22 protein-coding genes and 1 pseudogene are annotated in these 26,156 nt (G+C 73.6%); 13 read left to right on the top strand and 10 right to left on the bottom strand.

Features of this window, described 5'->3' with window-relative positions:
- Positions 1-37: 37 nt before the first annotated feature.
- Positions 38-889 carry a carbohydrate ABC transporter permease gene (locus AC230_RS17655; protein WP_049717242.1) on the bottom strand — a complete coding sequence of 284 codons (852 nt, stop codon included), beginning with the start codon at positions 887-889 and terminating at the stop codon, positions 38-40.
- A 296-nt stretch (positions 890-1,185) separates the two neighbouring features.
- Here AC230_RS17655 and AC230_RS30360 point away from each other — a divergent pair, with 296 nt between their 5' ends.
- Entirely contained in the window at positions 1,186-1,473 is a 288-nt protein-coding gene (locus tag AC230_RS30360) for an SDR family oxidoreductase (protein WP_053161233.1), read from the top strand.
- A 33-nt stretch (positions 1,474-1,506) separates the two neighbouring features.
- On the opposite strand, the gene AC230_RS17665 is transcribed toward AC230_RS30360, so the two are convergent.
- Positions 1,507-1,935, bottom strand: a complete 429-nt coding sequence (locus AC230_RS17665) for a CBS domain-containing protein (protein ID WP_049717243.1) — start codon at positions 1,933-1,935, stop codon at positions 1,507-1,509.
- A 253-nt stretch (positions 1,936-2,188) separates the two neighbouring features.
- On the opposite strand from AC230_RS17665, the gene AC230_RS17670 reads away from it, so the two are divergent.
- From AC230_RS17670 to AC230_RS17685, 4 genes are all read left to right on the top strand, one after another.
- On the top strand, positions 2,189-2,974 hold the full coding sequence (locus tag AC230_RS17670; protein ID WP_049717244.1) for a VOC family protein: 786 nt from the start codon (positions 2,189-2,191) through the stop codon (positions 2,972-2,974).
- Positions 2,975-3,110: 136 nt separating this feature from the next.
- On the top strand, positions 3,111-3,569 hold the full coding sequence (locus AC230_RS17675) for an MmpS family transport accessory protein (protein WP_049717245.1): 459 nt from the start codon (positions 3,111-3,113) through the stop codon (positions 3,567-3,569).
- 547 nt (positions 3,570-4,116) lie between these two features.
- Complete coding sequence (locus AC230_RS17680; RefSeq protein ID WP_078871342.1) at positions 4,117-4,944, top strand: MmyB family transcriptional regulator; 828 nt, start codon at positions 4,117-4,119, stop codon at positions 4,942-4,944.
- A gap of 88 nt (positions 4,945-5,032) precedes the next feature.
- Entirely contained in the window at positions 5,033-6,082 is a 1,050-nt protein-coding gene (locus AC230_RS17685; protein ID WP_049717246.1) for a beta-ketoacyl-[acyl-carrier-protein] synthase family protein, read from the top strand.
- On the opposite strand, the gene AC230_RS17690 is transcribed toward AC230_RS17685, so the two are convergent.
- The 3 genes from AC230_RS17690 to AC230_RS17700 form a co-directional block, all read right to left on the bottom strand.
- A complete protein-coding gene (locus tag AC230_RS17690) occupies positions 6,061-6,969 on the bottom strand; it encodes an MmyB family transcriptional regulator (RefSeq protein WP_049717247.1) in 909 nt (302 codons plus the stop codon). The two genes, AC230_RS17685 and AC230_RS17690, sit on opposite strands and share 22 nt — an antisense overlap.
- Positions 6,970-7,197: 228 nt before the next feature.
- Entirely contained in the window at positions 7,198-8,004 is an 807-nt protein-coding gene (locus AC230_RS17695; protein ID WP_049717472.1) for a carbohydrate ABC transporter permease, read from the bottom strand.
- Between the two features lie 53 nt (positions 8,005-8,057).
- Positions 8,058-9,311: an extracellular solute-binding protein gene (locus tag AC230_RS17700; RefSeq protein WP_338399809.1), complete on the bottom strand. Its 1,254-nt coding sequence runs from the start codon at positions 9,309-9,311 to the stop codon at positions 8,058-8,060.
- Positions 9,312-9,820: 509 nt separating this feature from the next.
- Between AC230_RS17700 and AC230_RS33795 the strand changes: the two are divergent.
- The 5 genes and pseudogenes from AC230_RS33795 to AC230_RS17720 all read left to right on the top strand — a co-directional run.
- Positions 9,821-10,021: pseudogene (locus AC230_RS33795) on the top strand (GntR family transcriptional regulator); the annotation flags it as partial.
- 513 nt (positions 10,022-10,534) lie between these two features.
- On the top strand, positions 10,535-10,882 hold the full coding sequence (locus tag AC230_RS33800; protein ID WP_049717248.1) for a hypothetical protein: 348 nt from the start codon (positions 10,535-10,537) through the stop codon (positions 10,880-10,882).
- A gap of 124 nt (positions 10,883-11,006) precedes the next feature.
- Positions 11,007-11,711: an ABC transporter ATP-binding protein gene (locus AC230_RS17710; RefSeq protein WP_049717249.1), complete on the top strand. Its 705-nt coding sequence runs from the start codon at positions 11,007-11,009 to the stop codon at positions 11,709-11,711.
- A complete protein-coding gene (locus AC230_RS17715) occupies positions 11,708-13,936 on the top strand; it encodes an ABC transporter permease (protein ID WP_157868596.1) in 2,229 nt (742 codons plus the stop codon). The genes AC230_RS17710 and AC230_RS17715 overlap by 4 nt, the downstream gene beginning before the upstream one ends.
- Before the next feature lie 238 nt (positions 13,937-14,174).
- The gene (locus AC230_RS17720; RefSeq protein WP_422125605.1) at positions 14,175-15,614 is read left to right on the top strand and encodes a glycosyltransferase; all 1,440 of its coding nucleotides are present in this window, start codon (positions 14,175-14,177) and stop codon (positions 15,612-15,614) included.
- Here the strand turns inward: AC230_RS17720 and AC230_RS17725 are convergent.
- A complete protein-coding gene (locus AC230_RS17725) occupies positions 15,590-16,282 on the bottom strand; it encodes a response regulator (RefSeq protein WP_049717252.1) in 693 nt (230 codons plus the stop codon). The two genes, AC230_RS17720 and AC230_RS17725, sit on opposite strands and share 25 nt — an antisense overlap.
- Positions 16,279-17,928: a sensor histidine kinase gene (locus AC230_RS17730; RefSeq protein ID WP_049717474.1), complete on the bottom strand. Its 1,650-nt coding sequence runs from the start codon at positions 17,926-17,928 to the stop codon at positions 16,279-16,281. Before AC230_RS17730 ends, AC230_RS17725 begins: the two co-directional genes overlap by 4 nt.
- Positions 17,929-18,102: 174 nt before the next feature.
- Between AC230_RS17730 and AC230_RS17735 the strand changes: the two genes are divergently transcribed.
- Positions 18,103-19,446, top strand: coding sequence for a cation:dicarboxylate symporter family transporter (locus tag AC230_RS17735; RefSeq protein WP_049717253.1), 1,344 nt, complete (start codon positions 18,103-18,105; stop codon positions 19,444-19,446).
- Between the two features lie 54 nt (positions 19,447-19,500).
- Here AC230_RS17735 and AC230_RS17740 read toward each other — a convergent pair whose 3' ends face one another.
- Positions 19,501-21,435, bottom strand: coding sequence for a hypothetical protein (locus AC230_RS17740; RefSeq protein WP_049717254.1), 1,935 nt, complete (start codon positions 21,433-21,435; stop codon positions 19,501-19,503).
- Between the two features lie 299 nt (positions 21,436-21,734).
- Here AC230_RS17740 and AC230_RS33055 point away from each other — a divergent pair, with 299 nt between their 5' ends.
- Together AC230_RS33055 and AC230_RS33060 are read left to right on the top strand one after the other, a co-directional pair.
- Positions 21,735-21,956, top strand: coding sequence for a hypothetical protein (locus AC230_RS33055; RefSeq protein ID WP_198535553.1), 222 nt, complete (start codon positions 21,735-21,737; stop codon positions 21,954-21,956).
- On the top strand, positions 21,949-22,233 hold the full coding sequence (locus AC230_RS33060; protein WP_049717256.1) for a hypothetical protein: 285 nt from the start codon (positions 21,949-21,951) through the stop codon (positions 22,231-22,233). The genes AC230_RS33055 and AC230_RS33060 overlap by 8 nt, the downstream gene beginning before the upstream one ends.
- Positions 22,234-22,275: 42 nt before the next feature.
- On the opposite strand, the gene glgB is transcribed toward AC230_RS33060, so the two are convergent.
- Complete coding sequence (gene glgB, locus AC230_RS17755) at positions 22,276-24,582, bottom strand: 1,4-alpha-glucan branching enzyme (RefSeq protein WP_078871344.1); 2,307 nt, start codon at positions 24,580-24,582, stop codon at positions 22,276-22,278.
- A 32-nt stretch (positions 24,583-24,614) separates the two neighbouring features.
- Complete coding sequence (locus tag AC230_RS17760; RefSeq protein ID WP_049717257.1) at positions 24,615-26,054, bottom strand: maltokinase N-terminal cap-like domain-containing protein; 1,440 nt, start codon at positions 26,052-26,054, stop codon at positions 24,615-24,617.
- Between the last annotated feature and the right edge of the window lie 102 nt (positions 26,055-26,156).

A 26,156-nucleotide genomic window follows, 5' to 3' on the forward strand; every position in this document is an offset into this window, starting at 1 on the left:
GGGGAGGGGAGAGGGACAACCGGGCGGGATCCCGGGCTCAGCCCTTCAGCGCACCCCCCAGCGCGAACCCCCCGCCCACCCGCCGCGACAGCACCCCGTACAGCAGCACCACCGGCGTCGAGTAGAGGATCGAGAACGCGGCGAGCTGCCCGTACGCCACCTGCCCGTAGCTGCCGAAGAAGGTGAAGACCGTGACGGAGGCGGGAAGCCGGTCGGGGGAGAGCAGCAGAAGGAAGGGGACGAAGAAGTTCCCCCACATCAGCGCGAAGCAGTAGACCGCGACGACCCCCACACCGCGCCCCATCAGCGGCAGCACGACCCCCGTCAGCGTGCGCAGCCAGCCCGCGCCGTCCGTCCAGGCGGCCTCCTCCAGGGAACGGGGGACGCCGTCCATGAAGTTCTTCATCAGCCAGATGGCGAAGGGGAGTTGGGCGGCGGACAGGAAGAGGATCGTGCCGCCCATGGTGTCGATGAGGTTCACCCGGACGAACAGCCCGTAGACCGGCACCATGATCGCGGTGATCGGGAGGCAGGTGGTGAACAGGACGGTCAGCAGGTACGGACGCACGAGGCGGGAGCGGAAGCGCGAGAGGGGGTACGCGGCGAGGGCGGCGCAGGCCACCGTCAGCGCGGTTCCCCCGCCGCACAGCAGCAGGCTGTTGAGCATCGGTGTGAACGTGATCTCGTCGGTCAGGACGGCGGAGAAGTTCTCCGCCGTCACCGGCGAGGGCGCCCGTACGCTCAGCCCCGCCCGCCCGTCCACCGACGCCAGCACCAGCCACAGCAGCGGCAGCGCGAACGCGCCGCACACGACGGCGAGCGCCGCGTCCGCGGCGAGCCGGCGGCGGGTGGGGCGGGCAAGGAGCCGCAGACGCACGGGCCGACGCATGGCACCTCCACTGCCCGGAGGGTAGCGACGCGGTCAGGGCGCGGGGAAGGCGTTCATCGCGACATCCACCGCGCGGTGCAGTTCCTCCGCCGTCGCCCCGCCCGCCGCCTGCACGGCGATGCCGTACCGGACCAGGCACACGTACCGGGCCGGCCCCCGGCGTCGGCGTCCTCGGCCAAGTCCCCGTCCCGCCGGGCCTGTTCGAAGCGGCGGCGCAGCGCGGCCTCGGAGGCGCGCCGCCGGGCGGCTGTCTCGTCGCGGACGGCGCCGGCCTGGTCGCCGGTGGCGAGCGCGCCGTGCACCATCAGGCACCCCGGGGCGTCCCCGGCCGTCGCGGCGGCGGCCGTCCCGCGGAGCAGCGCTTCCGCGACGGCGCGCGCCGTGGGCTCGGCAAGGTGCTCCGCGGCAAGGTCGCGCTCGTCACCGGGGGTTCGCGGGGGACCGGGGCGGCGACGGCGCGAATGCCGGCCGGGGCGGGGCGGACGTCGCGATCGGCTACGCCTCGTCCGCCGGTCCTGGCCGGCCCCCAGGCGTCGTTCGTGACCGGCGCGGTCCTCGACGTGGACGGCGGCTCGCCGGCGTGAGGCGCCGGGCCCGGCGCCCGCCGCCCGTCCGCCTCACGTCTGCGGCGGCGCCTGGTAGACCTGTGCCGCGAACGCGTGCACCTTGTCCTCCGGCAGGCTCCGCGCCACGTCCGCCTCGCTGATCATCCCGACGAGCTTCTTGTTCTCGATCACCGGGAGCCGGCGGATGTGGTGGGTGCCCATCTCGTGGACGACCTCCTCCACGCTGGCGTTGGCGTCGATCCAGCGCGGTGTGCCCTCGCAGATGTCGCCGGCGGTGCACTGCGACGGGTCGTGGCCCTCGGCCACGCACTTCACGACGATGTCGCGGTCGGTGATGATCCCGCACAGCCGCTCGTTCTCGTCGCTGACGGGCAGCGCGCCGACGTGGAGCCGGCGCATCCGCTGCGCGGCGTGCAGCAGCGACTCCGTCTTGGGGATCCACTGTGCGCCCTCGTGCATGATGTCCTTGGCCGTGGTCATGGTGTCCCTCCTGTTCGGGGCGGTGCGCCTCTCCGGTGCTGCGTTCTCTGCTCCGTTCTCGTAGTCCGTTCTCGTAGTCCGTTCTCCGTGCGGGTGCCCCGCCGGTGCGCCTCGACGCCCGGGCGGGGCACACTCCATCCATCCCTTCCATCGTCGCCCCGCCGTCCGGGTTCGGCGACCGGGCGGGGGACGGGGCCCGGTGCCAGACTGGGACGGAGAGTGCCGTCGCCTGCGGAGAGGGGGCGCGTTCCCCATGCTCACCACCGACTTCGCCACCGGGGCGCCCACCTGGATCGACCTGGGCAGCCCCGACACCGGGCGGGCCGCCGCCTTCTACGCCTCCGTCCTCGGCTGGGACTTCGTCCCCGCGGGCCCCGGGTCGGGCGGCTACGGCTTCTTCCGCGCGGACGGCGCGACGGTCGCCGCCCTCGGCCCGCTGACGGAGGAGGGCGCCTCGTCCGCCTGGACCGTGTACTTCCGGACCCCGGACGCGGACGCCACGGCCAAGTCCGTGGAGATGAGCGGCGGTACGGTCCGCGTCGCACCGTTCGACGTCATGGAGGCCGGGCGCATGGGCTGCTTCACCGACCCCGGCGGGGCGGACTTCGCCGTCTGGCAGCCGGCCGGGGTCGGCGGCCTGGAGCGGGTCTCCGAGGACAACGCGCTGTGCTGGGTCGAGGCGCACGTCCCCGACCCGACCGCCGCATACGCCTTCTACCGCGGCGTGTTCGGCTGGCGCTCCGTCGACATGGAGGTGCCCGGGCTGGTCTACAAGGTCCTGTCCACCGCCGAGGGCGACCAGCAGGAGGCGTCCTTCGGCGGCATGGCACCGCTCCAGCGGGGCGAGCGGGCGCGCTGGATCCCGTACTTCTGCGTCGGCGACCCGGACGCGGTGGGCTCCGCGGCGGAGAGCGGCGGTGGTTCGGTGCCGATGACTCCGGCGGACGTGGCCGGGGTCGGGCGGATCGCCTGGATCGCGGATCCGTTCGGAGCGGCGTTCGCGGTGATCCGGCCGGACCAGCCGGCGGCCGCGGCGTAGGCGGGCGGACGGCCGGTCGGGGCTTGGGCTTGTCTTTACCTTCGCTTTGCGTTTAGATCAGGCTCGCTCCTGCCGCAGTCCGCGTCGGCCCCTTGCCCGCTTCCCCCTCTGTCCACCCCGAAGGATCTGCCGTTCCGTGAAGCGCCCCGCCCCCCGTTCCGTTCGCCCTGCCCGCCTCGCAACGCTCTCTCTCGTCTCCCTCGCCTCCTTCGTCACCGTGGCCGCCTCGGCCGGATGCTCCTCCGACGGCTCCGGGGACTCCGTGAAGAAGGCCGTCCAGGAGGTCGAGAAGCAGGCCAACGCGCCCTTCGAGGTCACCTACGAGGTCACCGCGGACCGCCCGCTGGAGTCCGTCGAGTACGAGAACGGCGGCGCCGCGCAGAAGTCGGTGTCCTCCCCCCGGTCCCCGTGGCGGGCGACGGTCACCCTCAAGGACATGACGCCCCCGAGCGTCATGGCGACGGCCGCGGCCGGCGACGCCGGCGCCGGCCCGGTCACCTGCCGCATCCTCCACCAGGGCAAGGTCATCAAGGAGCAGACGGCGAAGGGGGAGACCGCGATCGCGACCTGCGTGGCGGTCGCACCCCGTCCGTAGCGCGCCCCCGGGGCGCGGGCCGGGCGGGGGCGCCCCTGGGGGAGGGTGCCGCCGGCCCGGCGGGTGCGGCGTGGGGGGTCCGCTGCCGGCCGTTTCAACTGCCCCGAAGGGCAGGGGATTTCCTGCTTGCCGTGCCGAGAGGCAGGCGGTGACGGCGGTCGAGGACCGGGGGTCCGTCCCGCGGTGCTCGGAAGGCCGGCCGTCACTTCGCGGGGGCGTCTTTTCAGCCGGCGGCGGTGGGGCTAACGTCGCAAGCCGTGAAGAGAGGCCCGGAGCGGGGGCGTAAACCGGAACGTGGTAACTGCCGCCGTATCAACTCCGCCCACTGCCGCCATTTCCCGTCGAACGATGACCGCATCTTCCCCTCCCGTAACAACTGGGTTACTCGCGGTGCGCGAGGAAAGGGTTCGATCACCCCCGTAGGCCGAACCCTGGGTTCGATGATGCAGGAGGGGTGCGATCATTACTTCGGGGAACTTTTCCCCGGAAAAATCATGCGACGAAAGCGGCTTCCTTTTGCGGGTGGGCCGTGGTAAGGGGGGAGCACATGGACAAAGGAGCGCTCCAGCAACTCTTGCGCGAGCGCAGGGCCGCCGTTACCCCGGAAGAGTACGGGCTGACCCGTCCCTCGCGACAGGGACGACGCGCACCTGGTCTGAGCCAATCGCAGATGGACCAACTGTTGCACCGCACTCACGGGACGTACAACCGTTTGGAAGCGGGAAACTATCCGAACCCGCCCGAGGAATTATTGCGGGATGTGGCCCGGCTGCTGGCGTTCAACGAACACGAGTGGACGCTGCTCTGGCTCTACACCATGCACCGCGACCCTCCCACCCCCCTCCACCCGACCTCCGGCACGGAGGTGCGCGACGCGTGGGGAACGGTGGTGCAGAGCATCTCGCACATGGCGTACATCAGCGACCAGAGCTGGCAGGTCGTGACGTACAACGACGCCTTCGCGGCGATGTTCCCCGGCCGGAAGGTCTGTGCGAACACCATGCGCTGGATGGTGCTCGACCCCTCCGCCCGCGACGTGCTCGCAGGCTGGGAGGACCACTGGCTGCCGATGGCCCTGCCGCAGATGAGGGCCGCCGTCGCGGCGCTGCCGCACGACGAGATCCTCGCCGAGCTGGAGGCGGACATCCTCGCGGATCCGATCGCCGGGCCGCTGTACAAAGCGGGTGGTGGCGGCGCGTTCGCCCATCCCGACGGCGACGAACGGCCCTTGAATCACGCGGAACTCGGAAAGGGCTGGGTGACGCTCTGCGCGGCCGAACCGCTGTCCCATCCCCGCGTGCGCCTGATGGTGATGATTTTTCATCCGGGCGAAGAACGCCGGAACGCCCCCCAGACCGTTCTGCGAGCGCCGTGAACAAGAAAACTCCCGACACAGACGCGGGGGATTTAACTCCCCTGCGGCCTGGGCCAGTTACCCGCCTCACCGATCCGTGGAGGGTCCGTTGTCCGCATTCGTTGCGCGCCCCGCCATAGCCCTGCCCGAACACGTGGTCACGTTGGACGACATCTGTGACGACATCGCCCGCCATCACACCCACCATCCGCGCCTGACCACCTACTTGAGGGTGGCGAAGGCCGCCGGTGTGCACACCCGCAGGTTCACGCGCCCCCTCGCCTCACCCACGGTCTCCGGCTCGGCCACCATCGCGGAGCGGAACCTCGTGGCCTTCGAGGACTCCGCGCGGCTCGCCGAAGAGGCCGCCCGGGAGGCCGTCGCCAACGCCGGCCTGGAACTGTCGGACATCGACGCGCTCGTCACCAGCCACACCACGTCCTGGACGACGCCGGGCCTCGACGTCCACCTGGTCAACGCGCTGGGCCTGCGGCCCGACGTGCGCCGGACCCCGATGGCCTCGCTGGGCTGCGGCGGCGGCGCCCAGGCCCTGGTGCGCGCCGCCGACGACGTCACCGCCTACCCCGGCAGCCGGGTGCTCGTCGTCGCCGCCGAGACGCTCAGCACCGTCTACCGTCACGAGGACGACACACTCGGATCCATGATCTACAAGGCGCTGTTCGGGGACGGCGCCGGGGCGTGCGTCGTCACCGACGTGCCGCTCGGCCCCGGATTCCGTATCGACAGGTCCTGGGAGTACCTGCTCTCGGACAGCCTCGACCGGTACTGGTGTACGGTGGACGAACTGGGCCTCCACTTCGAGTCCACGCCCAAGGGCGCCGGTGCCGCCGCCGAGGTGATGGCGCCGCTCCTCCGCTGGCTGGAGCGCCAAGGAGGACGGCATCCCGAATGGACCGCCGTCCACGCCGGCGGTCCGCGCATCCTGGAGGACGCGGCCAGGGAACTCCGCGTCGAGGACAAGGTGTTGCGCCACTCCTGGGACAGCCTGGAGGAGTGCGGCAACCTCGGCGGTGTGTCCGTGCTGGACGTCCTGGCCCGCACCTACCGGGAACCGCCGGAGCCGGGAGCGCCCGGGCTGCTGACCGCCTTCGGTCCGGGGTTCTTCGCCGCCGCCTGTCACGGCGTCTGGTGCGACTGATCCGCCCGCGCCTGCGACCGTGGTGACAGCGCCGGGAAGAGTCCGGCCGGATCGCGTCCCGCCACGGGCCAGCGACTCGGCAACGCGGGCGGCCGGGGAGTCCCTTCGGGCCGGAACAGCAGCTTGTAGAGCACCGTTCCCCAGGAACCCATCGGCTTGCACACCGAGATGGTCACCCATCCCGGACCCAGTTCCGTGTGGTGCAGCGGCCGCTCCGCCCCGTCGGGGTGGGCGTGCCCCGGGGGGATGCTCGTGTACATGTCCCGGGTCCTGGGGTCGGCCAGACACTGCTCGGCCAGTGCGCGGAGGGTCGGGTTCTTGCTGTCCTGGGCGAGGGCGGCGCGCAGTTGGGGAGCGACGAGCGGCGCCCAGCTCTTCTCCCAGTCGGTCAGCACCCGGCTGCGCGCGTCCTCGTGGAACAGCATCCAGTGCATGGTGTTGTGCGGGGCGCGCCGGCCCGGGAAGATCGCGGCGAACGCCTCGTTGTAGGCGAGGACGTTCCATTCCAGGTCGCAGAGGTAGGAGATGCCCGAGAAGGCGTTCATCGTCTGCATCCAGTGGGCGGGTACGCTCACCTCGCCGTCCCTGGTGAGGGGGTACGGCGGTTGTTCCCCCCGCGCGTATCCGTAGAAGACGACCCATTCCTCCTCCGTGAGCCCCAGGATGTCCGCAACGTCCCGCAAGTATTCGGGAGTCGGGTTGTCCAGGACCCCACGCTCCAGCTTTCCGTAGGTACCGGGTGCACGGAGGAGCAGGTCGTCCATCTGGGCCTGGGTCAGCCCGGGGGACTTCCTGCCCCGAGGGTCGAGGCGTATCAGGCCAAGGCTCTCGGGCTTGATGGCCGCCCGACGCTCGGTGAGCATCTGGCGGAGGACCTCCGCGTCCATGAAGTGACTCCTTTTCTACACCCGGGCCTATGGCTTTTCGAGGTGCGGATGACACCTGAAAAAGGCCCGGGCCGATGGTAAGGCGGTACGCTCGCTGCGGACGGAGCGGGGTCGAGTGTATTCGCGGAGTAATCCCCGAGGCGAATTCTGGACGGAAAGGGGGAGCGGTGGCCGATTTGCGCCCCCTCCGCTCGTCCGGGCCGACGGCCTCCCCGCCGGCTCCTCACCTCACCCCTCCTCCCGCAACAACCGCAGATACACCCCCGAGAACACCGCCCCCACCACCAGCAGAAGCAGCGCCACCGCCGTCCCGTAGCCGATCAGCGACTTGAGGAACGCCTGGTCGTACATGAAGACGGGGAGGGTCTGGCTGCGGGCGGCGGGGCCGCCGCGGGTCATGGCCCAGATGAGGCCGAAAACCGACAGGGTCTGGAGGGTGTTGAGCATGAGGTTGGTGCCGATGGAGCGGCGGAGGAGGGGGAGGGTGATGTGCCAGAAGCGGCGCAGACCCGTCGCGCCGTCCACGAGGGCCGCCTCGTGGACGTCCCGCGGGATCTCGGCGAGCGCGGCCGAGTAGACCAGCATCGAGAACGCCGTCCCGCGCCACACGTTGGCGAGGGACACGGCGAGGAGGGGCAGGGTGAACAGCCAGTTCTGCGGCGGGAGATGGAGCTGGGAAAGGATCGCGTTGAGCGTGCCGCGGCGGTGGAAGAAGGTGTAGAGGAGGAAGCCCGCGACGATCTCGGGAAGGACCCAGGCCGCGACGACGACCGTACCGGTCAGCGTGCGCACCGGCCGCGACGCCCGCCGCATCAGCGCGGCCAGCGCGAAGCCCAGCGCGTTCTGGCCGACGATCGAGGACCCGGCCGTGAAGACGACCGTGAGCACGACCGCGTTGCGGAACCCCGCGTCGACGAACGCGTGCCGGAAGTTGGCCAGGCCCACCCAGGACGCTGACGACTGCCCGGTCAGCCGCGTGTCGGTGAAGGCGAGGAGCACGCACCACACGACGGGCCCGGCGAGGAAGAGCAGCATCAGGACCGTCGCCGGGGCGAGCGGCAGCCAGCGCAGTACCGGGCGACGGCCGTTCACGAGCCGCCCTCCGCCGCCGTGTCGGCGAAGGAGCGCAGCGCCTCGTCGTAGTCCCGGGCCGCCCCGGCCACGGACGCGTCCCCGGTGGCGACCGCCTCCGTCGCCTCCTGGATCGCCCCGGAGACCTGGGGGTAGACCGGCAGCGCCGGGCGGTGGCGCGTGTACGGCACCAGCGCGGTGAAGAAGGCGATGCCAGGGACGTACGAACGGTACGCGGGGTCCGCCGCGACGTCGTCCCGGACCGCGATCTGCCCGTCGCGCACGGTCCACTCCAGCGCGTTCCGCCGCGACTGCAGCGTCTCGATCACCTGCCAGGCCAGGTCCGCCTTGCGCGAGCGCGCGCTGATCGCCCAGGTCCAGCCGCCGGAGAGGCTGACCCGGCCGGGCGCCGCGCCGTCCCGCGTGGGGAAGGCGGCGCGGCCCATCACCCGCTCCCAACCGGGCCACGGGCGGGCGCCGTTCCGCTCCCAGACCTTGGGGAGCCAGTTGCCGTCGAGGGCGATCGCGAGCCGCCCCGAGGGCAGCCAGTCGGTGCTGACACGGGTGCTCACCGCGGGGTCGAGCGCGTCGGCGGGCTCGGGGCCGAGCTCCTCGGCGTACACGGTGCGGACGAACTCCAGCGCGTCCCGGAACCCCCGGCTCCCCGTCAGCCACTTCTTCCGGCCGGGGTCGTAGAGCGGATCCCTCCCCGTCCCGTACAGCAGCATCTCGAAGCCCTGCATCGACGTCGCCTCGCCCGGTCCCTTGCCCGTGTAGAGGTGGAAGGGGATCACCCCGGGGAGGCGGCGCTTGAGGGTGCGGGCGGTGTCGAGGACGTCCCGCCAGGACCGCGGCCGCCAGTCCGTGGGCAGCCCGGCGCGGGCGAACAGCTCCTTGTTGAACCACAGCCCCCGCGTGTCCGTGCCGTCCGGCACCCCGTACGTCCGCCCGTCCTCCGCCCGCACCGGCTCCTTCGCGGCGGGCAGGTACCGGGCCCAGTCCGCCCACCCGGCCAGCTTGTCGTCCAGCGGTCTCAAGTACCCGCTCGCCACGTCCGAGTCGAGGACCGCCGAGTCCTCCCGCACCAGATCCGGCGCCGTCCGCGGCGACCGCATCATCTGCTGCACCTTGACCGCGTAGTCGCTCTCCCCCGCCTGCACGGGCATCAGCCTCAGCCGCTTCCCCGGATGCGCGCGCTCAAACTCCGCCTTCACGCCCGCCAGATAGTCGTCCATGATCCGGTACTTGTTGTCCGTACTGCGCTGATACACCACCTTCACCGTGTCCGGATCGCCCCCCGGATCCCCGCACCCCCCGAGCGGCGCGACGACGAGAACGACGGCCGGCACGGTACGCAACCAGCGGCGCACGACGACCTCCCACGGTCCGGGACCTCGGTGGCATCCGGTTACGTTCCCGGGCCGGCGGCCGTCCGAACTCCGCGGGGCGGCGCGGATCCGATGTCCGGAGCGGCGTGTGCGGGCGGGTATTCCGGGCCGGAACCACCCTGGAAAAACTCCCCGGCGGAAGCCAAAATCGATCATTTGGATGTGCTTAGGATGTCGCCGATGCCCGGCCGGGGCAACGACGAAGCAAGGTGCAGCTTTCAAGTAACCGCAGGACGGCCACTTTTTGCATGCTCGGGGCGGGAAGACCGAGGAGTGTGCGGGGTGGCCGATACGCATCGAGCATGTGCTTTCACGGGGAGGGGAAGGATTTGCCGGTATCTCGACTGCCCGGGCCCAAGGAAGGAAGCGAGGGTGACCGCGCCGGCGGGGATATGTCAGGAGCGGAACCACCGATCTACCTGCGCATCAAGGCGCAGCTCAAGTGGGCGATCCAAAGTGGTGCACACCCCGAGGGCACCCGCCTTCCGTCGGCGGGTGAACTGGGAAGGAAGTACGGTGCGACAAAGAACACGGTTCTGCGTGCGCTCCGTATGCTGCGCAGTGAAGGACTGATCGACTTCGGCCGGGGCCGGCCTGCGGTGGTGATCGCGGCTGCGAAACCGGTCGATCGTGCCGACCTGTACGAGCAGCTGCGACGGATCGTCCACCTCGCGGATGCCGCGGGTGTTTCCCGCATGTCGGTCGTCGATGTCATACGGCGCATGCCGCCGGCGGTTCCGGCGCGGCCCCGTGAACGCGGGGCCGTCGTCCGCTGGTTACAGGTCCGGCACCGAACGGCAGCGATGCCGTCGGTGCCAAGGGAACCACCACACTCCGTCAGCAATGGACCTATGAAGCCAGGGGACTTGAGGCGGAGGCCGGCGCCGCGGAGTTTGCCGTTGCCGCCGGGCCGACCAGCGGGGATGCCGTGGGCGAGGCCGGCCTTCGCGAGCCGTTGTCCTCGTTCGCCGGATGTGACGGCGGCCTGCCGATCCTTGAGCGCCGATGCCCCGGCAAGAAGGATGTGCCGTGGCGGGCGGCATTCTGTTTCCCGTCTGCCGAACCATTCGGAAATGCCTGCACATCGAGCAGGAAGGGATACTCGGATGAAGAGAACGACAGGGCGCAGGCTCGCCGTTCTGGCACTGTCGGGTGCGGCGCTGCTGGGGGCTCCGCCCGCCTTCGCGGACATCTCGGCATACTCCCCGAACGGCAAGGCGTGGGCGGCCACGGGTTACTCGGACACCCGCGTCTGGCTGCAGCAGGTCTCGGACGGTTCGTCGCACGCGGATTACTACCGTGGCGACGGGTCCGAGGGGGCGTATCACCTGTGGAACAAGCGCGGACCGGGGCAGACGACATCAAGTGGTTCCGGCGCCACGATCTACAAGCTTCGGGTCTGCGAATGGGTCCCGAAGAACGACGACAACTGCGGTAGCTGGCAGTACCGGTAACCGATTCCGTCATCATCGCCCGACCGACCGGGGCGATGGCCGCCGGGGGCGGGAGGGGTGGCCTTTTCCGGCCGCTTCTCCCGCCCCCTGAAGTGTGTTCCCGGACAAGAGAAGAAGGGGTGGAATGGGCGACGTCGGAGGTTTCCGCGCACCCGACGGTGATGCGTTGTCGGCCGAAGGGCTGCGTTACGAGGTCGCGGGGAGGCTGCTCCTGGACGACGTGGACCTCCAGGTCCCGGCGGGCCGTTCGGTGGCCGTCGTCGGGCCGAGCGGCAGCGGCAAGAGCACCCTCCTGGGATGCTTGCTGGGACTGGTCCGCCCATCCGCGGGATCCGTACGGGTCGCGGGCAAGGACATCGTGCGCATGAGGCGGCGCTCCCTCGAGAGGCATCGCAGCCGCCACATGGGCGTCGTGTTCCAGTTCGGTGAGCTGCTCCCCGAGTTGACGCCGGTCGAGAACGTTGCGCTGGCCGCCCTGTTGTCGGGAGGCAAGCCGGACGTCGCCTATGCCAGGGCGGCGCGGCTGCTGGAGGATCTGGGGGTGCCCGACGCCGCGTCCACGGCGCGCCTCTCGGGTGGGGAGCGGCAGCGGACCGCTGTGGCGCGCGCTCTCATCAACGAGCCGGCCGTGCTCCTCGCGGACGAACCCACGGGCGCCCTCGACACCTCGACGAGGGACAACGTGGCGTCGACGCTCTTCGATGTGCCGCACCGGTGGGGATGCGCTCTGGTCGTGGTCACCCATGACGAAACGGTCGCCCGACGGGCCGACGAGTGCCTTGAGCTGACCGACGCGAAGCTCAAGCGGCGGGATGGTGGCGCCGGATGATGACGACGGAACGTTCGGGCCTGCGCCGTCAGCTCTACCGGATCGGCCGGTCGGCCGGCCGGCGATCGGGCGGAGGCCGGATACGGGCGGTGGCGTTGCTGCTGGCCGGGCTCTTCCTCACCCTGGGCCTCTCGTCCGTCGTCGCACTCCATGCCTCCTACGACGGCATCCACGTGCGGACGGAGAAACGCTCGTTGCAGTTCCGGGACGCGAAGCCGGGCGAGCGTCCGACGCTGCTGGCGATCGACGGCTTCGACGAGGTCGGCGGGCTTCAGCACAGCGTCGTCTACGTGCGGCCGCTCACCGCGGACGCACCCTTGCCGCCCGGAGTCGACACCTGGCCCGCTCCGGGGCAGGCGGTTCTGTCGCCGGGCCTCGTCCGCGCCCTGGAGGAAGAGGGGGCAACGGGCAGGTTCGGCGAGGTGATCGGGCGGATCGGTGACGACGGGCTGGCGAGTCCCGGCGAACGAATGGGCTACGTCAATCCGACCGACCGGCAGGCGGCCGGGGCGTCCTTCCGGCCCGCCGTCGGCTTCGGCGGCCCCCGGGGCGACCGGTTCGGTGACGTCATGTTCATCAAGGATCGCGGTCACCTCATGGACGCCCTCCTTCTGGTGCTGCTGCCGGCCGTCGCCCTCGCCGTGGTCGCGGCCCGGATGGGTTCGGCGGCCCGGGACAAACGCACGGCCGTGGTGAGCGCTCTGGGCGGCACCTGGCGCGCCCGTTTCTGGCTGAACATGGGGGAGGCCGCTCCCCCGGTCCTCGCCGGTACGGTCCTCGGGGCCCTCCCGGGAGCGGCCGTGGCGGTCACCGGCAACGTGCGGCTTCCATGGATCGGTTACCGGCTGTCCGCCGCAGACCTGCGGCACTGGTGGTGGGGGCTGCTCCTGTCCGGTGTCCTCGCCGCGGCGGCCGTCCTGCTGCTCGTATGCCTGATGCACCGCACAGGCGGAAGCCGCCGGGTCCGGTCCCCCCGGGCCGTGGCACGCGGCCACGGCATCCTGCGGTGGGCGGCCGTCGCCTGCCCCGTGCTCGTCCTCGCGACCGTATGGGGGCCGGGGCGGCTCGACCCCCAGCAGTACGCCGATCTGCGCGGCCAGTTGTACGACACCGGCGTCGCCGCCGTGCTCGTCACGCTGCCCGCCGTGGTGGCCCTCGCGGCCGCGGCCGCCGGGCAGCGGCTCGCCCGGGCCGCCCGGCGTACCGGTGCCGCCGCCCTCCTGGTCGCCGGCCGGCATGCGGCCGCGCATCCGGGCGTCACCGCCCGGGTCGTCGCCGGAGTGGCGATGGCCATGGTCGTCGTCAGCCAGATACAGCTGACCAGTTCCCAGTTCGGTGAATCGGCGGCACAGGCCAAGGCCACCATGCGGAAGGTGGGTGCCGGTCTGCTGCTGATGGAGCTGCGGCCGGCCAAGGTGAGCCGCGAGCGGCTCGAATCCGTCCTCCGGGACCTGCCCGTGGGCATCGAGGCCCTCGCGGCCCGCACGGAGCCGGGCTCCTCGGAACCGCGAACCCTCTTCAAGGGGCCCTGCACCGCCCTGCGGTCGGTGAGCCTGCCCTGCACCGCGCGTCCCGTGAAGGTCGCCACCCGCGAGACGGACCCGCGTGTGGCCCAGGCCGTCCGCTGGACCGGTCCGGTGGCGGACGGGCTGTACGTGCAGGAAGGATCCGTCCTGGACGGCCCGACGACCGTACCGGCGACGCTTCTCCTGACCTCGCCCAGCGGCCGGGAACTCCCCGTGTCACGCCTCAAGCAACTGGTGAGGGACGACCTGCCCATCGGCTCGGCGGACGTGGACGTCCTGGGAGCGCGCTGGGTCCTCGGCGCCAACCTGGCCGTGGCCCACGGAAGATGGGTGATCTTTCTCGGTGTTCCGGGTGTCGTACTGCTCGCCCTGGCCCTGGCGCTGGCCAACGTCTCCGAGTTCGTCCGCTTCAGTGCGGTGGTCGCGCCGTTGAGTGTCCTCACCGGGAGCCGTCGGCTGTACTACGGCACAGCGGCCTGGTCCTTGCTCGCACCCCTGCTCGCGGCCATCGGCACCAGCTTCCTGGTGTCGGTGTGGCTCGCCGCGCCGCAGGAGAGCCCGGACCGGGGCATCACCCTGTCCCTGGGCATGCTCACGGGGGCTGCCGGGGTGTTGGCCACGCTGTCCGTGGTCATGTGGTGGTGGGGAGCGCGTACGGCCGTCCGGCAGGCCGGACAGTGGCGGCCCTATGGCGATTGACAGGCGCGTCGTCCGCTTCGGGCGGCCCGTGGGCGTCGCCCTGGTGGTCTTGGCGGCCGGGCAGCAGGTGATGCTGGCCCTGGGCGGGGGCGGCTGGCTTCCGGGGCGGCAGCCGTGGCCCTGTCTGCTGGTTGCTGCCCCCCTTCTGCTCCTCTCAGGGGGGCCCGGTGGGCGGTGCCGACGGGGGCGTTCCGGGTGCCGTGCCGGCCAACCCCCCGCCGGAGCACTGCTGTTGGGCGTGCTGCTGCTGGCCACGGCCGTGTGGGCGGCACTGCAGGGCGGCGAGCCGCATATCGGCCATGAGGAGGCGGTGTACGCGAACAAGGCCCGCTCGTGGCTCAACGGCACGGCCGACGCCGGGTGGGGCGTCTACCGGCCTCCCGGCCTCGCCTTCCTCGGATACCTGGCCCTCGCCGTCCACGACGACGTGGGTGCGCTGCGCGCGGTGGCCCTCCTGCTCCTCCTGTTCACCCTCACCACCACGTACGCGGTCGCCGCCCGCTGGACCACGCCCGCGCGCGCCGCTGTCAGTACCCTCCTCGTCCTCAGCGGGCTGGGCTTCCTGCGGAGGGCGCCGGAGTTCCTGAACGACATCGGGAGCACCGGACTGCTCCTGGTCGTGGTCCACCTGCTCGTCCGCGTCCTGGAGCAGCCGCGGTCCCGAGCGATGTGGGCCCTCCCTGTGGCTGTCCTCGCCGCCTTCTACCTGCGGTACGGGGTCCTGGGCAGTCTCCTGGCCGTGGTGGTGGCGGCGCTGCTCGCCTACGGGCCGGGGGCGTGGCGTGCGGCGGGCCGCCGGTGGGCGGGCGTCGCGGTCGTGCTCCTCGCCGGCCTTCTGCCGCACTTCCTCCACGCGGCCCGCGCGACGGGATCGCCGCTGGGCATCGTCACGTTCGCCACGTCCCAGTCCAACAGGGAGTTCCTGGGGGAGGGAGTCCTCTACTACGCCGCCACCTTCCCGTACCGGCTCGCCGGCGATCTGGGCGGCGTGGTGATGGCGGCGGGCATCTGGGCCACCGTCGCCGCCGGCCGCCGCGCGTGGGCGGACCGGCGGGCGGACGGGCGCCGGACGCCGGCCGGTGAGGACCGGAGAACCGTCTTCCTGGGCGGGACGGCGCTGCTCAACTTCGTCGTCCTCGGGACCACGACGCACGGCGAGCCGCGGTTCGTCTACCTCTCCGTCGTGCTCCTCACCGTTCTCGGCGTCCAGCGGCTGGCGACGCTCGCCGGCCCGGGCAGGGCCTGGCTGTCGGCGGCGGTCGTCCTCCTGGCCCTGCTCACGGTGCTCGGCACCGCTCAGGTCATAGCCCGCGGTGCGATGCGCGGCCCCGACCGGCTGAGCGACTCGACCGTCCCGGTGGCACGCCTGCTGTCCGGTACGAGGCCCTGCCTGCTCGTCACCGGCTACGAGCCGGAGATGGGGTGGTACTCGGGCTGCGACGCCGTGACCTTCGCCCAGTACCGTCGGCGGAAGCGGGAGCCGCCCCCGCCGACGGAGATCACCTTCGTGCTCTTCGAGCACGGGCGCCTCCAGCCCGGCGCGGACGCCCTGCGGACGGAGACGGGGCGGCGCGGAACAGTGGTGCGCACCCTTCCCACCTCCGGGTCGCTCGGCACCGCCACCCTGGTCACGCTGCGCCGATCCCGCGCGGATCAGCCCCGCGTCCCCCACCGGTAGCGCAGTTCCGGGCGGCCGACCTGGCCGTACTGGGGGGTGCGGGTGGCGCGGCCGGTGGTGACGAGGTGTTCGAGGTAGCGGCGGGCGGTGATGCGGGAGATGCCGAGGGCGGTGCCGGCGGGGCCGGCGGCGAGGCCGGCGGGGCCCGCGGCGCGGAGGGCGTCGGTGACCGCGGCGAGGGTGTCGGCGCTCAGGCCCTTGGGGAGGGCGGCGGGGTGCGGGGCGCGGAGGGCGGCGAGGGCGCGGTCGACCTCGTCCTGCCCGCCGGCCTCGCCGGCGGCGGCGCGGAACTCGGCGTAGCGCACGAGGCGGTCGCGGAGGGTGGTGAAGGTGAAGGGCTTGAGGACGTACTGGACGACGCCGAGGCAGACGCCCTCGCGGACGACGGCCAGGTCGCGGGCGGAGGTCACGGCGACCACGTCCGCCGTGTGCCCGGCGGAGCGCAGCGAGCGGAGCAGCCGCAGGCCGTGGCCGTCGGGGAGGTAGAGGTCGAGCAGGAGGAGGTCCACGGGGGTGCGGGCGAGGAACTTCGTGGCCGCGCCGACCGAGTGGACCACTCCGGCGGTGGTGAAGCCGGGCACCCGGCCGACGTAGAGGGCGTGCGCGTCGGCGGCGACGGGGTCGTCCTCGACGACCAGGACCCGGATCGCGGGCGGCGGCGCGGTCACGAGCCGTCCCCCCGCAGGGGCAGGCGGACGGTGAACTCGGCGCCGCCGAGCGGGGACCGGCCGACGGCGACCGTCCCGCCGTTGCGGACGGCCGCCTGCCGGACCAGGGCCAGGCCGAGGCCCCGGCCGTGCGGGGCGAAGGGCGCGTCGGGGGCGGGCGCCTTCGTCGTCCAGCCGCGGCGGAACGCCTCGTCCGCCTCCTCGGGGGAGAGGCCCGGACCCGAGTCGCCGACGCGCAGCAGCAGGTCGTCGCCGTCCGGGCGGACGGTGACGGAGACCCGGGGCGCCGCGGGGGCGCGGTCGCCGTCCGGGCGGGGGCCGGCGGCGTCGACGGCGTTGTCGACCAGGTTGCCGAGGACGGTGACCAGGTCGCGGGTGGGCAGGGCGGGCGGCAGCAGGCCGTCGTCCACGGTGGTGTCCGCGGTCAACAGCAGCTCCACGCCGCGCTCGGCGGCGTGCGCGGCCTTGCCCAGCAGCAGCGCGGCGAGGACGGGTTCGGCGACGGCGGCCACGACCTCGTCCGTGAGGGCCTGGGAGAGCTCGAGTTCGGCGGTGGCGAAGCCGACGGCCTCGTCGGCGCGGCCGAGTTCGATCAGGGAGACGACGGTGTGCAGCCGGTTCGCGGCCTCGTGCGCCTGGGCGCGCAGGGCCTCCGCGAAGCCGCGCACGGAGTCCAACTCGCCGGAGAGCGCCGTGAGTTCCGTGTGGTCGCGGAGGGTGACGACGGTGCCGCGGCGCTCCCCGCCGGAGACGGGCGAGGTGTTGACGACGAGGGTCCGCTCGTCGGTCAGGTGCAGCTCGTCCACCCGCCGTTCGGGCGCGAGCAGGGCGCGCGTCAGCGGCTCGGGCAGGCCCAGCTCGGCGACGGACCGGCCGACGACGTCCGCGCCGCGCAGACCGAGGAGTTCACGGCCGCCGTCGTTGACGAGCGCCACCCGCCGCTCCCCGTCCAGCATCAGCAGTCCCTCGCGCACCGCGTGCAGGGCGGCCTGGTGGTAGTCGTGCATCCGCGCCAGCTCCGCCGCGTTCATCCCGTGCGTGTGCCGGCGCAGCCGCGCGTTGAGCAGGTACGTCCCGGCGCCGCCGGCGGCGAGGACGGCCAGCGCGACGCCGAGCAGCGCCGCGAACTGCCGGCGGATCTGCGCGCTGATCGTGTCCACCGTGATGCCCGCGCTGACCAGGGCGGTGACGCGGCCGTCCGGCTCCTGGACGGGGGCGACCGCGCGGACGGACGGGCCGAGCGTGCCGGTGTAGGTCTCGGAGAAGACCCGTCCGCCGAGGGCCGGTCCGGTGTGGCCGAGGAAGGTCTCGCCGATCCGGGAGGGGTCCGGGTGGGTCCAGCGGACGCCGCGCGGGCTCATGATCGTGACGAAGTCGACGCCGGTGTCGTGCCGGACCCGCTCGGCGTACGGCTGGAGTTCGCGCGCCGGGTCCGGGCCGCGGACCGCCGAGCGGACGGCGGGGGAGGCGGCCACGGCGGTGGCCGCCGCGGTCGCCTCGCGGCGGGCCGCCCGCTCGGCCTCGGCCCGGTCGGAGAAGTACGCGAACGCCGCGCACCCCGCCACGACGGCCGCCACCAGCGCGATCTGCACGGCGAAGAGCTGGCCGGCCAGGCTGCGGGGGCGGGGGAGGCGGGGTGGACGCATGGCGCACAGTGTGCCCCGGCCCGCGGCCGTGAACGTAATGCACGCAAGGGTGACCGCGGTCACAGGGGCGTGCATAGTCTCCGGGACCCCAACTCACCGGGGCCGCCCGTCGGGAGGGCGGGCCGCGGGCGGGCGGGGTCGTGTACCGAGGAGCCGCGAACCGAGGAGCCCCCCATGACCGTGCAGTCGCCCACGGCGCCGCCGCCGTCGCCCCCGTCCCCGCCCGCCCGGCGGGACCGCACCCACTACCTCTACCTGGCGGTGATCGCCGCGGTGCTCGTGGGCGTCGCCGTCGGCTTCGCCGCGCCCGGGGCGGCCGTCGGACTCAAGCCGCTGGGCACCGGCTTCGTCAACCTCATCAAGATGATGATCTCGCCCGTCATCTTCTGCACGATCGTGCTCGGCATCGGTTCCGTGCGCAAGGCCGCCAAGGTCGGTGCGGTGGGCGGGCTGGCGCTCGGCTGGTTCCTGCTGATGTCCACCGTCGCGCTGGCGATCGGCCTGCTCGTCGGCAACGTCCTGGAGCCGGGCAGCGGACTGCACCTGACGGAGGCCGCGCGGCACGCCGGCGAGAAGCAGGCCGAGGGGGCGCACGAGTCGACGACCGCGTTCCTGCTGGGCATCATCCCGACGACGCTCGTCTCCGCCTTCACCGGCGGCCAGGTGCTCCAGACGCTGCTCGTCGCCCTGCTCGCCGGCTTCGCCCTCCAGGCGATGGGCCCGGCGGGCGAGCCGGTGCTGCGCGGCATCGGGCACCTCCAGAAGCTGGTCTTCCGCATCCTCTCCATGATCATGTGGGCCGCGCCGGTGGGCGCGTTCGGCGCCATCGCCGCACTCGTCGGGGCCACGGGCGTCGACGCGCTGAAGTCCCTGGCCGTCATCATGGCCGGCTTCTACGTGACCTGTCTGCTCTTCGTGGTCGTCGTGCTGGGCGGACTGCTGCGGCTGGTCACCGGGGTGAGCATCTTCGCCCTGCTGAAGTACCTGGGACGGGAGTTCCTGCTGATCCTGTCGACGTCGTCGTCGGAGTCCGCGCTGCCGCGGCTCATCGCGAAGATGGAGCACCTGGGCGTCAGCCGTCCCGTCGTCGGCATCACCGTGCCGACGGGGTACTCCTTCAACCTCGACGGCACGGCCATCTATCTGACGATGTCCTCGATCTTCATCGCCGAGGCGCTCGGGAAGCCGCTCGCCCTCGGCCAGCAGGTTTCGCTGCTCCTCTTCATGGTCGTCGCGTCGAAGGGCGCGGCGGGCGTGACGGGCGCCGGCCTGGCGACCCTCGCCGGCGGTCTCCAGTCCCACCGGCCCGAACTCGTCGACGGCGTCGGGCTGATCGTCGGCATCGACCGCTTCATGAGCGAGGCGCGCGCGATGACGAACTTCGCCGGCAACGCGGTGGCCACGGTGCTCATCGGGACGTGGACGAAGGAGATCGACGCGGCGCGCATGCGCGAAGTCCTCGCGGGGCGGCTGCCGTTCGACGAGGCGACGCTCGCGGCGGACGGGCACGGGGGCTGAGCGCGGGGGCGTGAGCGCGGGCGGCGTGAGCGCCTCTCCGTTTCGCGTCCGCCCCTACGCCCTCGGCGGGCGGACGCGCCGGGCGTACGCCCCCTGCGCCGGGGCGAAGTGGCGGCCCAGGACGGGCGCCCGTACGGGCACGAGCGCGGTCGCCAGATCCCGCGCGGCGGGGAACTGTCCGCCCCCGTCCGGCACGGGCTCCGGATCCGGCACCGGCACCGGGGCGTGGTCGCCCGGGCCCTCCTCCAGCCACCCCAGCAGGAGTTCCGCGGCCCCGCCCTCCCCGGCCCGGCGCAGGATCTCCGCCAGGGCCCTCGCCTCGGTCGGCGACCGGTCGCTCCCCGCGAACTGCATGAGCCAGCCGATGTCGTCCGGCCGCTCCTTCGCCCGCAGGACCTTCACCAGCGGCGGGATGTCCGCGACCGGCCGCATCCGGCCGGCGGCCGACAGGATCAGGTACGCGTCGGTGTGCTTCATGTCCGCCCGGAGCGCGGCCAGGACGGCCAGGAGCCGCTCCGCCGGGCGGACGCGGGCGAGGGCCGTGCGCAGCCGGGTGGCGTCCAGGTCGCGGTGCGCCTTGCCGAACGCCGTCAGCACGGCGGGCACCAGGCGCGCGGGGCGCTCGCGGACCACCGCGGACAGCACCAGGTCGAACTCCTCGGGCCGCCCGTCCGCGTCCAGCAGCGCCAGCACCCGCTGGACGTAGCCCGGCGTGCTGTCCCGCCCCACGGCGAGCGCGACGCGCCGGGCCTCGTCCCCCCGCCCCCGCTCACGGGCCTCGGCCAGCGAAAGGGCCGTCGCCAGGGGCGACTTGTGCGGGGCGCCGGCACGGCGTCCCGGGTCGCCATCGACTGGCGGGGATGCGGGGGGTGCCGAGTCCGGCGGGGCGGACGGGGCAGCCGGGGCCGTCGGGCCAGCCGGGGCCGTCGAGTTCGCCGAGTTCGCCGGATCCGACGGGGCCGCCGGTGCCACCCCTTGCGCCGATGCCACCCCTTGCGCCGATGCCACCCCTGGCGGCGAGGCCGCCTTGTCCGCCCTGTCCGCCCTGTCCGCCCCGTCCGGCTGCTCCGGCCCGCCGGCCCAGGCCGGTTCAGCAGGCCGGGCCCGGTGGGCCGGACCGGCCGGTTCGCCCGGCCCGTTCGTCCCGGACAGCCGGACAGGTCCGTGTCCTGTCCGGCTGTCCGGCCGGTCCGGCGTGGACGTGCCCTGGGCCGCGGACGCGCCCTGGGCTGCGGAAACACCCCGGGCCGCCGACGTGCCGTACGTCCCCGGAGCACCGGCCCCGGCGGGACGGGGTCCCGGCGTGGCGGGGGCCGGGGAGGCGGGGGCCGGGGAGGCGCCGTGAGGCGCGGGGGCGGGCGCGGGGGCCGGCGCCGGCGGGCGATGGCGGGTGCGGTGGAGTTCCGCGATCAGGCGCTCGCGTTCCGCCTCGCCGCGTTCGAGTTCGCGGCGGGCCCACGGGGGCAGGCAGTTGCGGCCGCGGTCGGGGGACGGGCGGGAGGGGCCGGCCTCGCGGAGGGCGGCGAGGTCGCGTTCCAGGGAGCCGACCCGGGACAGGAGCACCACGGTCATCTGGTGCCACTCACCCCGCTCCCGTTCCGCCGCCGCGGCCCGGGCCAGCGCGCGGCGGAGCGGGTCGGGGACGGCCTCCGCGGGCTCCTCCGCCCGTCCCGCGCAGAGGCGTTCCCAGGCGGGGCGCGCCTCGTCCAGCATCCGGCGCCGCTCGGCGTCGTCCCGCGAGCACACGTCCGCGACGGCCTCGACGAAGTCCCACTGCGGATTGGCGCCGGCGAGGCGCTGGGAGACCGTGGTCCGGCTCGGGACGTGCTTGTCCCGGAAGTGCTCCGGCTGGAGCGCGGCGACCAGTTCGCGCAGGCTCAGCCCCGCCCGGTCCAGCCAGGAGCGCAGCAGGCGGGCGATTCGGTTGGCGTCCTCCGAGGCGCCGTACAGCGGTCCCCAGGACCGTGTCCGCCTCCGTCCCTCGGCCAACTTCCCTCTCCCGTCTTCGCGATGGCAATGGATCTCGTCCATGCTTGTCCGGCCGGATGCCCGGACCGGTGGACCAGCGGATTCCGGCGGGGCGAACCTCGCTTCGGGAGGCGGATCCGCCGGAGGACACCGGTGGATCTCCTACTCAAGCACGCCCCGCGCCCCCGGCGCACGGGGTCACGGCGCAACTCGGGGCGGAATCAGGGTCATACGCCGACGTTGCGCACGAGTGAACGAAGTGGTGCGGCGCGGGGCCGGTGTTCCCGCCACCCGCGCCACGCGGACCGACGGAGAAACACGTGCATCACATGAACGCGGCGTACTGGCTCCACATCGCCGTCACCCTGCGGGCGTTCGGCCCGGACGTGTTCCGCCTGCTGCGCCGGCTGCTCGCCGCCGCCGTGCGGGTCGGCATCGCCGGGCTCGTCGGCGGCGGGCGGCACTCGGCGGCGCCGCCGCCCGCTCGGCGCGGTGCGGCGCCCCCTCCGCCGCCCTGCCGGCACGGGGGCGGCCATGGCTGACCGCGGCACCGGCACCCCCGGTCCCCCCGGCACGCCCGCCCGCCGGCCGGACGCGGAACTGCTCGCGTACCGGGCCTTCCGCCTCGGCCGCCGCGCGGACTACCTGCGCTTCGCCCGCGCCCGGCTGGGCTCGGACACCGCGGCGGCGGAGGCCGTGGAGCGGGCCTTCGAGCTCATCCGGGACGAGTGGCCCGGCATGCTGCGCACCGCCCACCTGGAGCGGAGCGCCTGGACGCTCCTCGTCCGGTGCGTCCGCGCGTACGAGGACGCCCCGTGAGCCCCCCGGCGGGCCCCGTGGGCCCCCGCGGCGGGCACCGCCTCAGGCCGGCCGCAGCCACACCGTCGCCAGCGGCGGCAGCGTCAGTTCCACGCTCGCCGGGTGCCCGTGCCGCGCCACCGGGCGGGCCTTGACCGGGTCGGGGTTGGCGACGCCGCTGCCGCCGTAGCGCGTCGCGTCCGTGTTGAGGCACTCCTCCCAGACGGGGTGCCCGGCGGGGACGCCGAGGCCGTAGGCGTGCCGGACGACGGGGGAGAAGTTGCTCACCGCGAGCAGCGGCGGGCCGTCGTCGGCGAAGCGCAGGAAGGCCAGGACGTTGTCCTCCGCCGCGTCGCCGACGAGCCAGGCGAAGCCGTCGGGGCGGGTGTCGCGCTCCCAGAGGGCGGGCGTGGCGCGGTAGACGGTGTTGAGGTCGCGGACGAGGTCCCGTACGCCCCGGTGGTCGGCCTCGGCGGCGTACGAGGGGTCCAGCAGCCACCAGTCCGGGCCGTGGCTCTCGGACCACTCCGCTCCCTGGGCGAACTCCTGTCCCATGAAGAGGAGTTGCTTTCCGGGGTGGGACCACATGAAGCCCAGGTACGCCCGGTGGTCGGCCCGCCGCTGCCACCAGTCGCCCGGCATCTTGGAGACCAACGACCGCTTGCCGTGCACGACTTCGTCGTGCGAGATGGGCAGGACGTAGTTCTCGCTGTACGCGTAGACCATGGCGAAGGTCATCCGGTCGTGGTGGTACTTGCGGTGGACCGGCTCCTTGGTCAGGTACTCCAGCGAGTCGTGCATCCAGCCCATGTTCCACTTCAGGCCGAAGCCCAGCCCGCCGAAGCCGCCGGGGCCCACGTGGTGGGTGGCGCGGGTGACGCCGTCCCAGGCGGTGGACTCCTCGGCGACGGTCACGACGCCCGGACAGCGGCGGTAGACGGTGGCGTTCATCTCCTGGAGGAAGGCGACGGCGTCCAGGTTCTCGCGCCCGCCGTGCGCGTTGGGCGTCCACTGGCCGGGGCCGCGCGAGTAGTCGAGGTAGAGCATGGAGGCGACCGCGTCCACGCGCAGGCCGTCCACGTGGTACTCCTCGCACCAGTACACGGCGTTGGCCACCAGGAAGTTGCGCACCTCCGTGCGGCCGTAGTCGAACTCCAGCGTCCCCCAGTCGGGATGGGCCGCCCGCAGCGGATCCCCCGGCTCGTACAGCGGACACCCGTCGAACTCGGCCAGCGCCCAGTCGTCGCGCGGGAAGTGCGCGGGCACCCAGTCGACCAGCACCCCGATGCCCGCCCGGTGCAGCGCGTCCACCAGGTACTTGAAGTCGTCGGGCGTGCCCAGCCGGGCGGTCGGCGCGTAGAAGCCGGTGACCTGGTAGCCCCACGAGCCGCCGAAGGGGTGCTCGGCGACCGGCAGGAACTCGACGTGCGTGAAGCCCAGGTCGCGGACGTACGCGGGGAGCTGCTCGGCGAGCTGCCGGTAGCCCAGCCCGGGGCGCCAGGACGGCAGGTGGACCTCGTAGACGGAGAACGGCGCCTCGTGCGCCGGCCGGGCCCCGCGCCGGGCCATCCACGCGTCGTCCCGCCACACGTGGTGCGAGGCGTGCACCACCGAGGCGGTGGCGGGCGGCGCCTCGGTGCGGCGGGCCATGGGGTCGGCGCGCAGGGTGTGAGAGCCGTCGGGGCGCGTGATGTCGAACTTGTACAGCTCGCCCTCGCCCAGGCCCGGGACGAAGAGCTCCCACACGCCCGTCGCACCCAGCGAGCGCATCGGATGGGCCGTGCCGTCCCAGTAGTTGAAGTCCCCGGCGACCCGCACCCCGAGCGCGTTCGGCGCCCACACCGTGAACCGCGTCCCGGCCACGCCCGCGTGGGTCATCGGTTCCGCCCCGAGCGCCCGCCACAGCCGCTCGTGCCGCCCCTCGCCGATCAGGTGCAGGTCCAGCTCGCCGAGGGCCGGCAGGAAGCGGTACGGGTCCTCGGCCACCACCTCGGCGTCGGCGTAGACGACGTGGAAGCGGTAGCCGGGGACCTCCCGCAGCGGCAGCAGGCCAGCGAAGAACCCGTCGCCCTCCGGGAGCAGCGCGGCCCGCAGCCCGTCGGCGACGACCGTCACCGAGCGGGCGTGCGGCCGCAGCGCGCGGATCACGACACCGCCCGGCACCGGGTGGGCGCCCAGCAGGGCGTGCGGATCGTGGTGCGCGCCGGTCAGCAGCCGCGTGCGTTCCTCCTCGGCGGGGCGCGGGGCGGGCCGTACGCCCCGGTGGCCGGGCGAGGGCGCGGGCGGGCTGCCGGCACGCCGGCTGCCGGGCAGGAAGGTGGCGGGGACGTAGCCGGGCCGGGGGTCGCGGGACGGCGGTCGTGCGGTCACGGGGTGCTCCTCCAGGGGGAGTTCGCCGGTGGTCAGGTGTGGTGGGCCGTGCCGTCGGCCCGGGCGGCGAGGCGGGCGACCGCGGCGAGCGGGACGGGCAGCCAGTCCGGCCGGTGGCGCGCCTCGTACACCACCTCGTAGACCGCCTTGTCCGTCTCGTGCGCGCGCAGCAGCCGGGGGTCCTCGCCCGGCCCCGGCCGGCCGGCGGCGTAGCCCTCGCGGAACGCCTCGCGGGTGCGCGCGGCCCAGGTGCCGCCCGCCCGGCCGACCGCCGCGGCGTAGTCGAAGGAGCGGAGCATGCCCGCGATGTCCTGCTCGACGGGCTGCGGGCGGCGGCGCTCGGCGAGCGGCCGGGCCGGCTCGCCCTCGAAGTCGATCAGCGACCAGCGCCCGTCGGCCGCCGTGCGCAGGGTCTGGCCCAGGTGCAGGTCGCCGTGGATCCGCTGGGCGCGGCGCATCGCGAAGGGCGTCACCGAGCCGTGCTGGGCGGTCAGTTCGTCGTACGTACTGCGCAGCGCCCGGCGGTAGGGGCGGAGCGCGGGCACGGCCTCGGCCGCGGCGTCGAGGCGCCGGCACATGGCGTCCGCCATGCGCGCGAGGCGTTCGCGGTGCAGGAGGACGGTGGGCAGGGCGGTGGCGAGGGCGTGGTGGACCTCGGCGGTGGCGTGCCCGAGGGCGCGGGCGGAGGCGGTGAAGTCGGCGCCGACGGCCAGGGAGCCGAGGGCGAGCTGCCAGCCGTCGGCGGAGCCGGCCAGGAAGGGCTGGAGGATGCCGAGCGTCATCGGCTCGCCGCCGTCGGGGGAGTCGGCCTCGAACCAGGCGGCGGGCGCGGGGACGCGGGTGCAGCCGGTGCGGGCGAGGGCCCGGGGGAGTTCGAGGTCGGGGTTGAGGCCGGGGCCGACGCGGCGGAAGAGCTTGAGGATGAACGTATCGCCGTACACCACCGAGGAGTTGGACTGCTCGGCGTCCAGCGGCCGGGGGGCGAGCCCGGCGGGGATCGTGGCGTCCGGCTCGCGGGCGAAGCGCAGCGGGCCCAGCCGCCCCGGGACGCGAAGCCGTTCCAGCAGGAGGGCGGCGAGGCGGGGGTCGGCCAGCGCCTCGTAGACGGCGCGGCCGCGCAGCGGGCCGTCGTCGGGGCGGCCGATGAGGGCGGGGGCCAGCCGGTGCGGCAGCGGATCCTGGACGCCCAGCAGGAGTTGGTAGCAGTCGTCGGTGCCGGCGGCCGGCTGGTGGGCGCGCACCAGCAGGTGGAGCAGGCCGGGGGAGGTGCCGCCGGGCGGCAGGATCTCGGCGGCGGCGACGAGGCCGAAGCCGGTCACCGGGCAGCCCTTGCCCGCGAACCAGCGCTGCCGGGGCAGCCACTGGGCGAGCAGGGGCGCCAGCGAGGGCAGCAGCCCCGGGCCGGACGGCGGCGGCCCCGGGCTCGCCGTCCGGTGGGGGGCCTCGCGGCGGGGCGGTGCAGCGTCCGACATGGCGTCGCGTCCTTTCCCCGGGGCACACGACGGATGGGGCACGGTGTCCCGGATTGCGGCTTTGGCCAGTGTGCGGTGCGTCGGGGTTCCCCCGCCGAAGGC

The organism is Streptomyces caatingaensis (assembly GCF_001187435.1).
Taxonomy (GTDB): Bacteria; Actinomycetota; Actinomycetes; order Streptomycetales; family Streptomycetaceae; genus Streptomyces; species Streptomyces caatingaensis.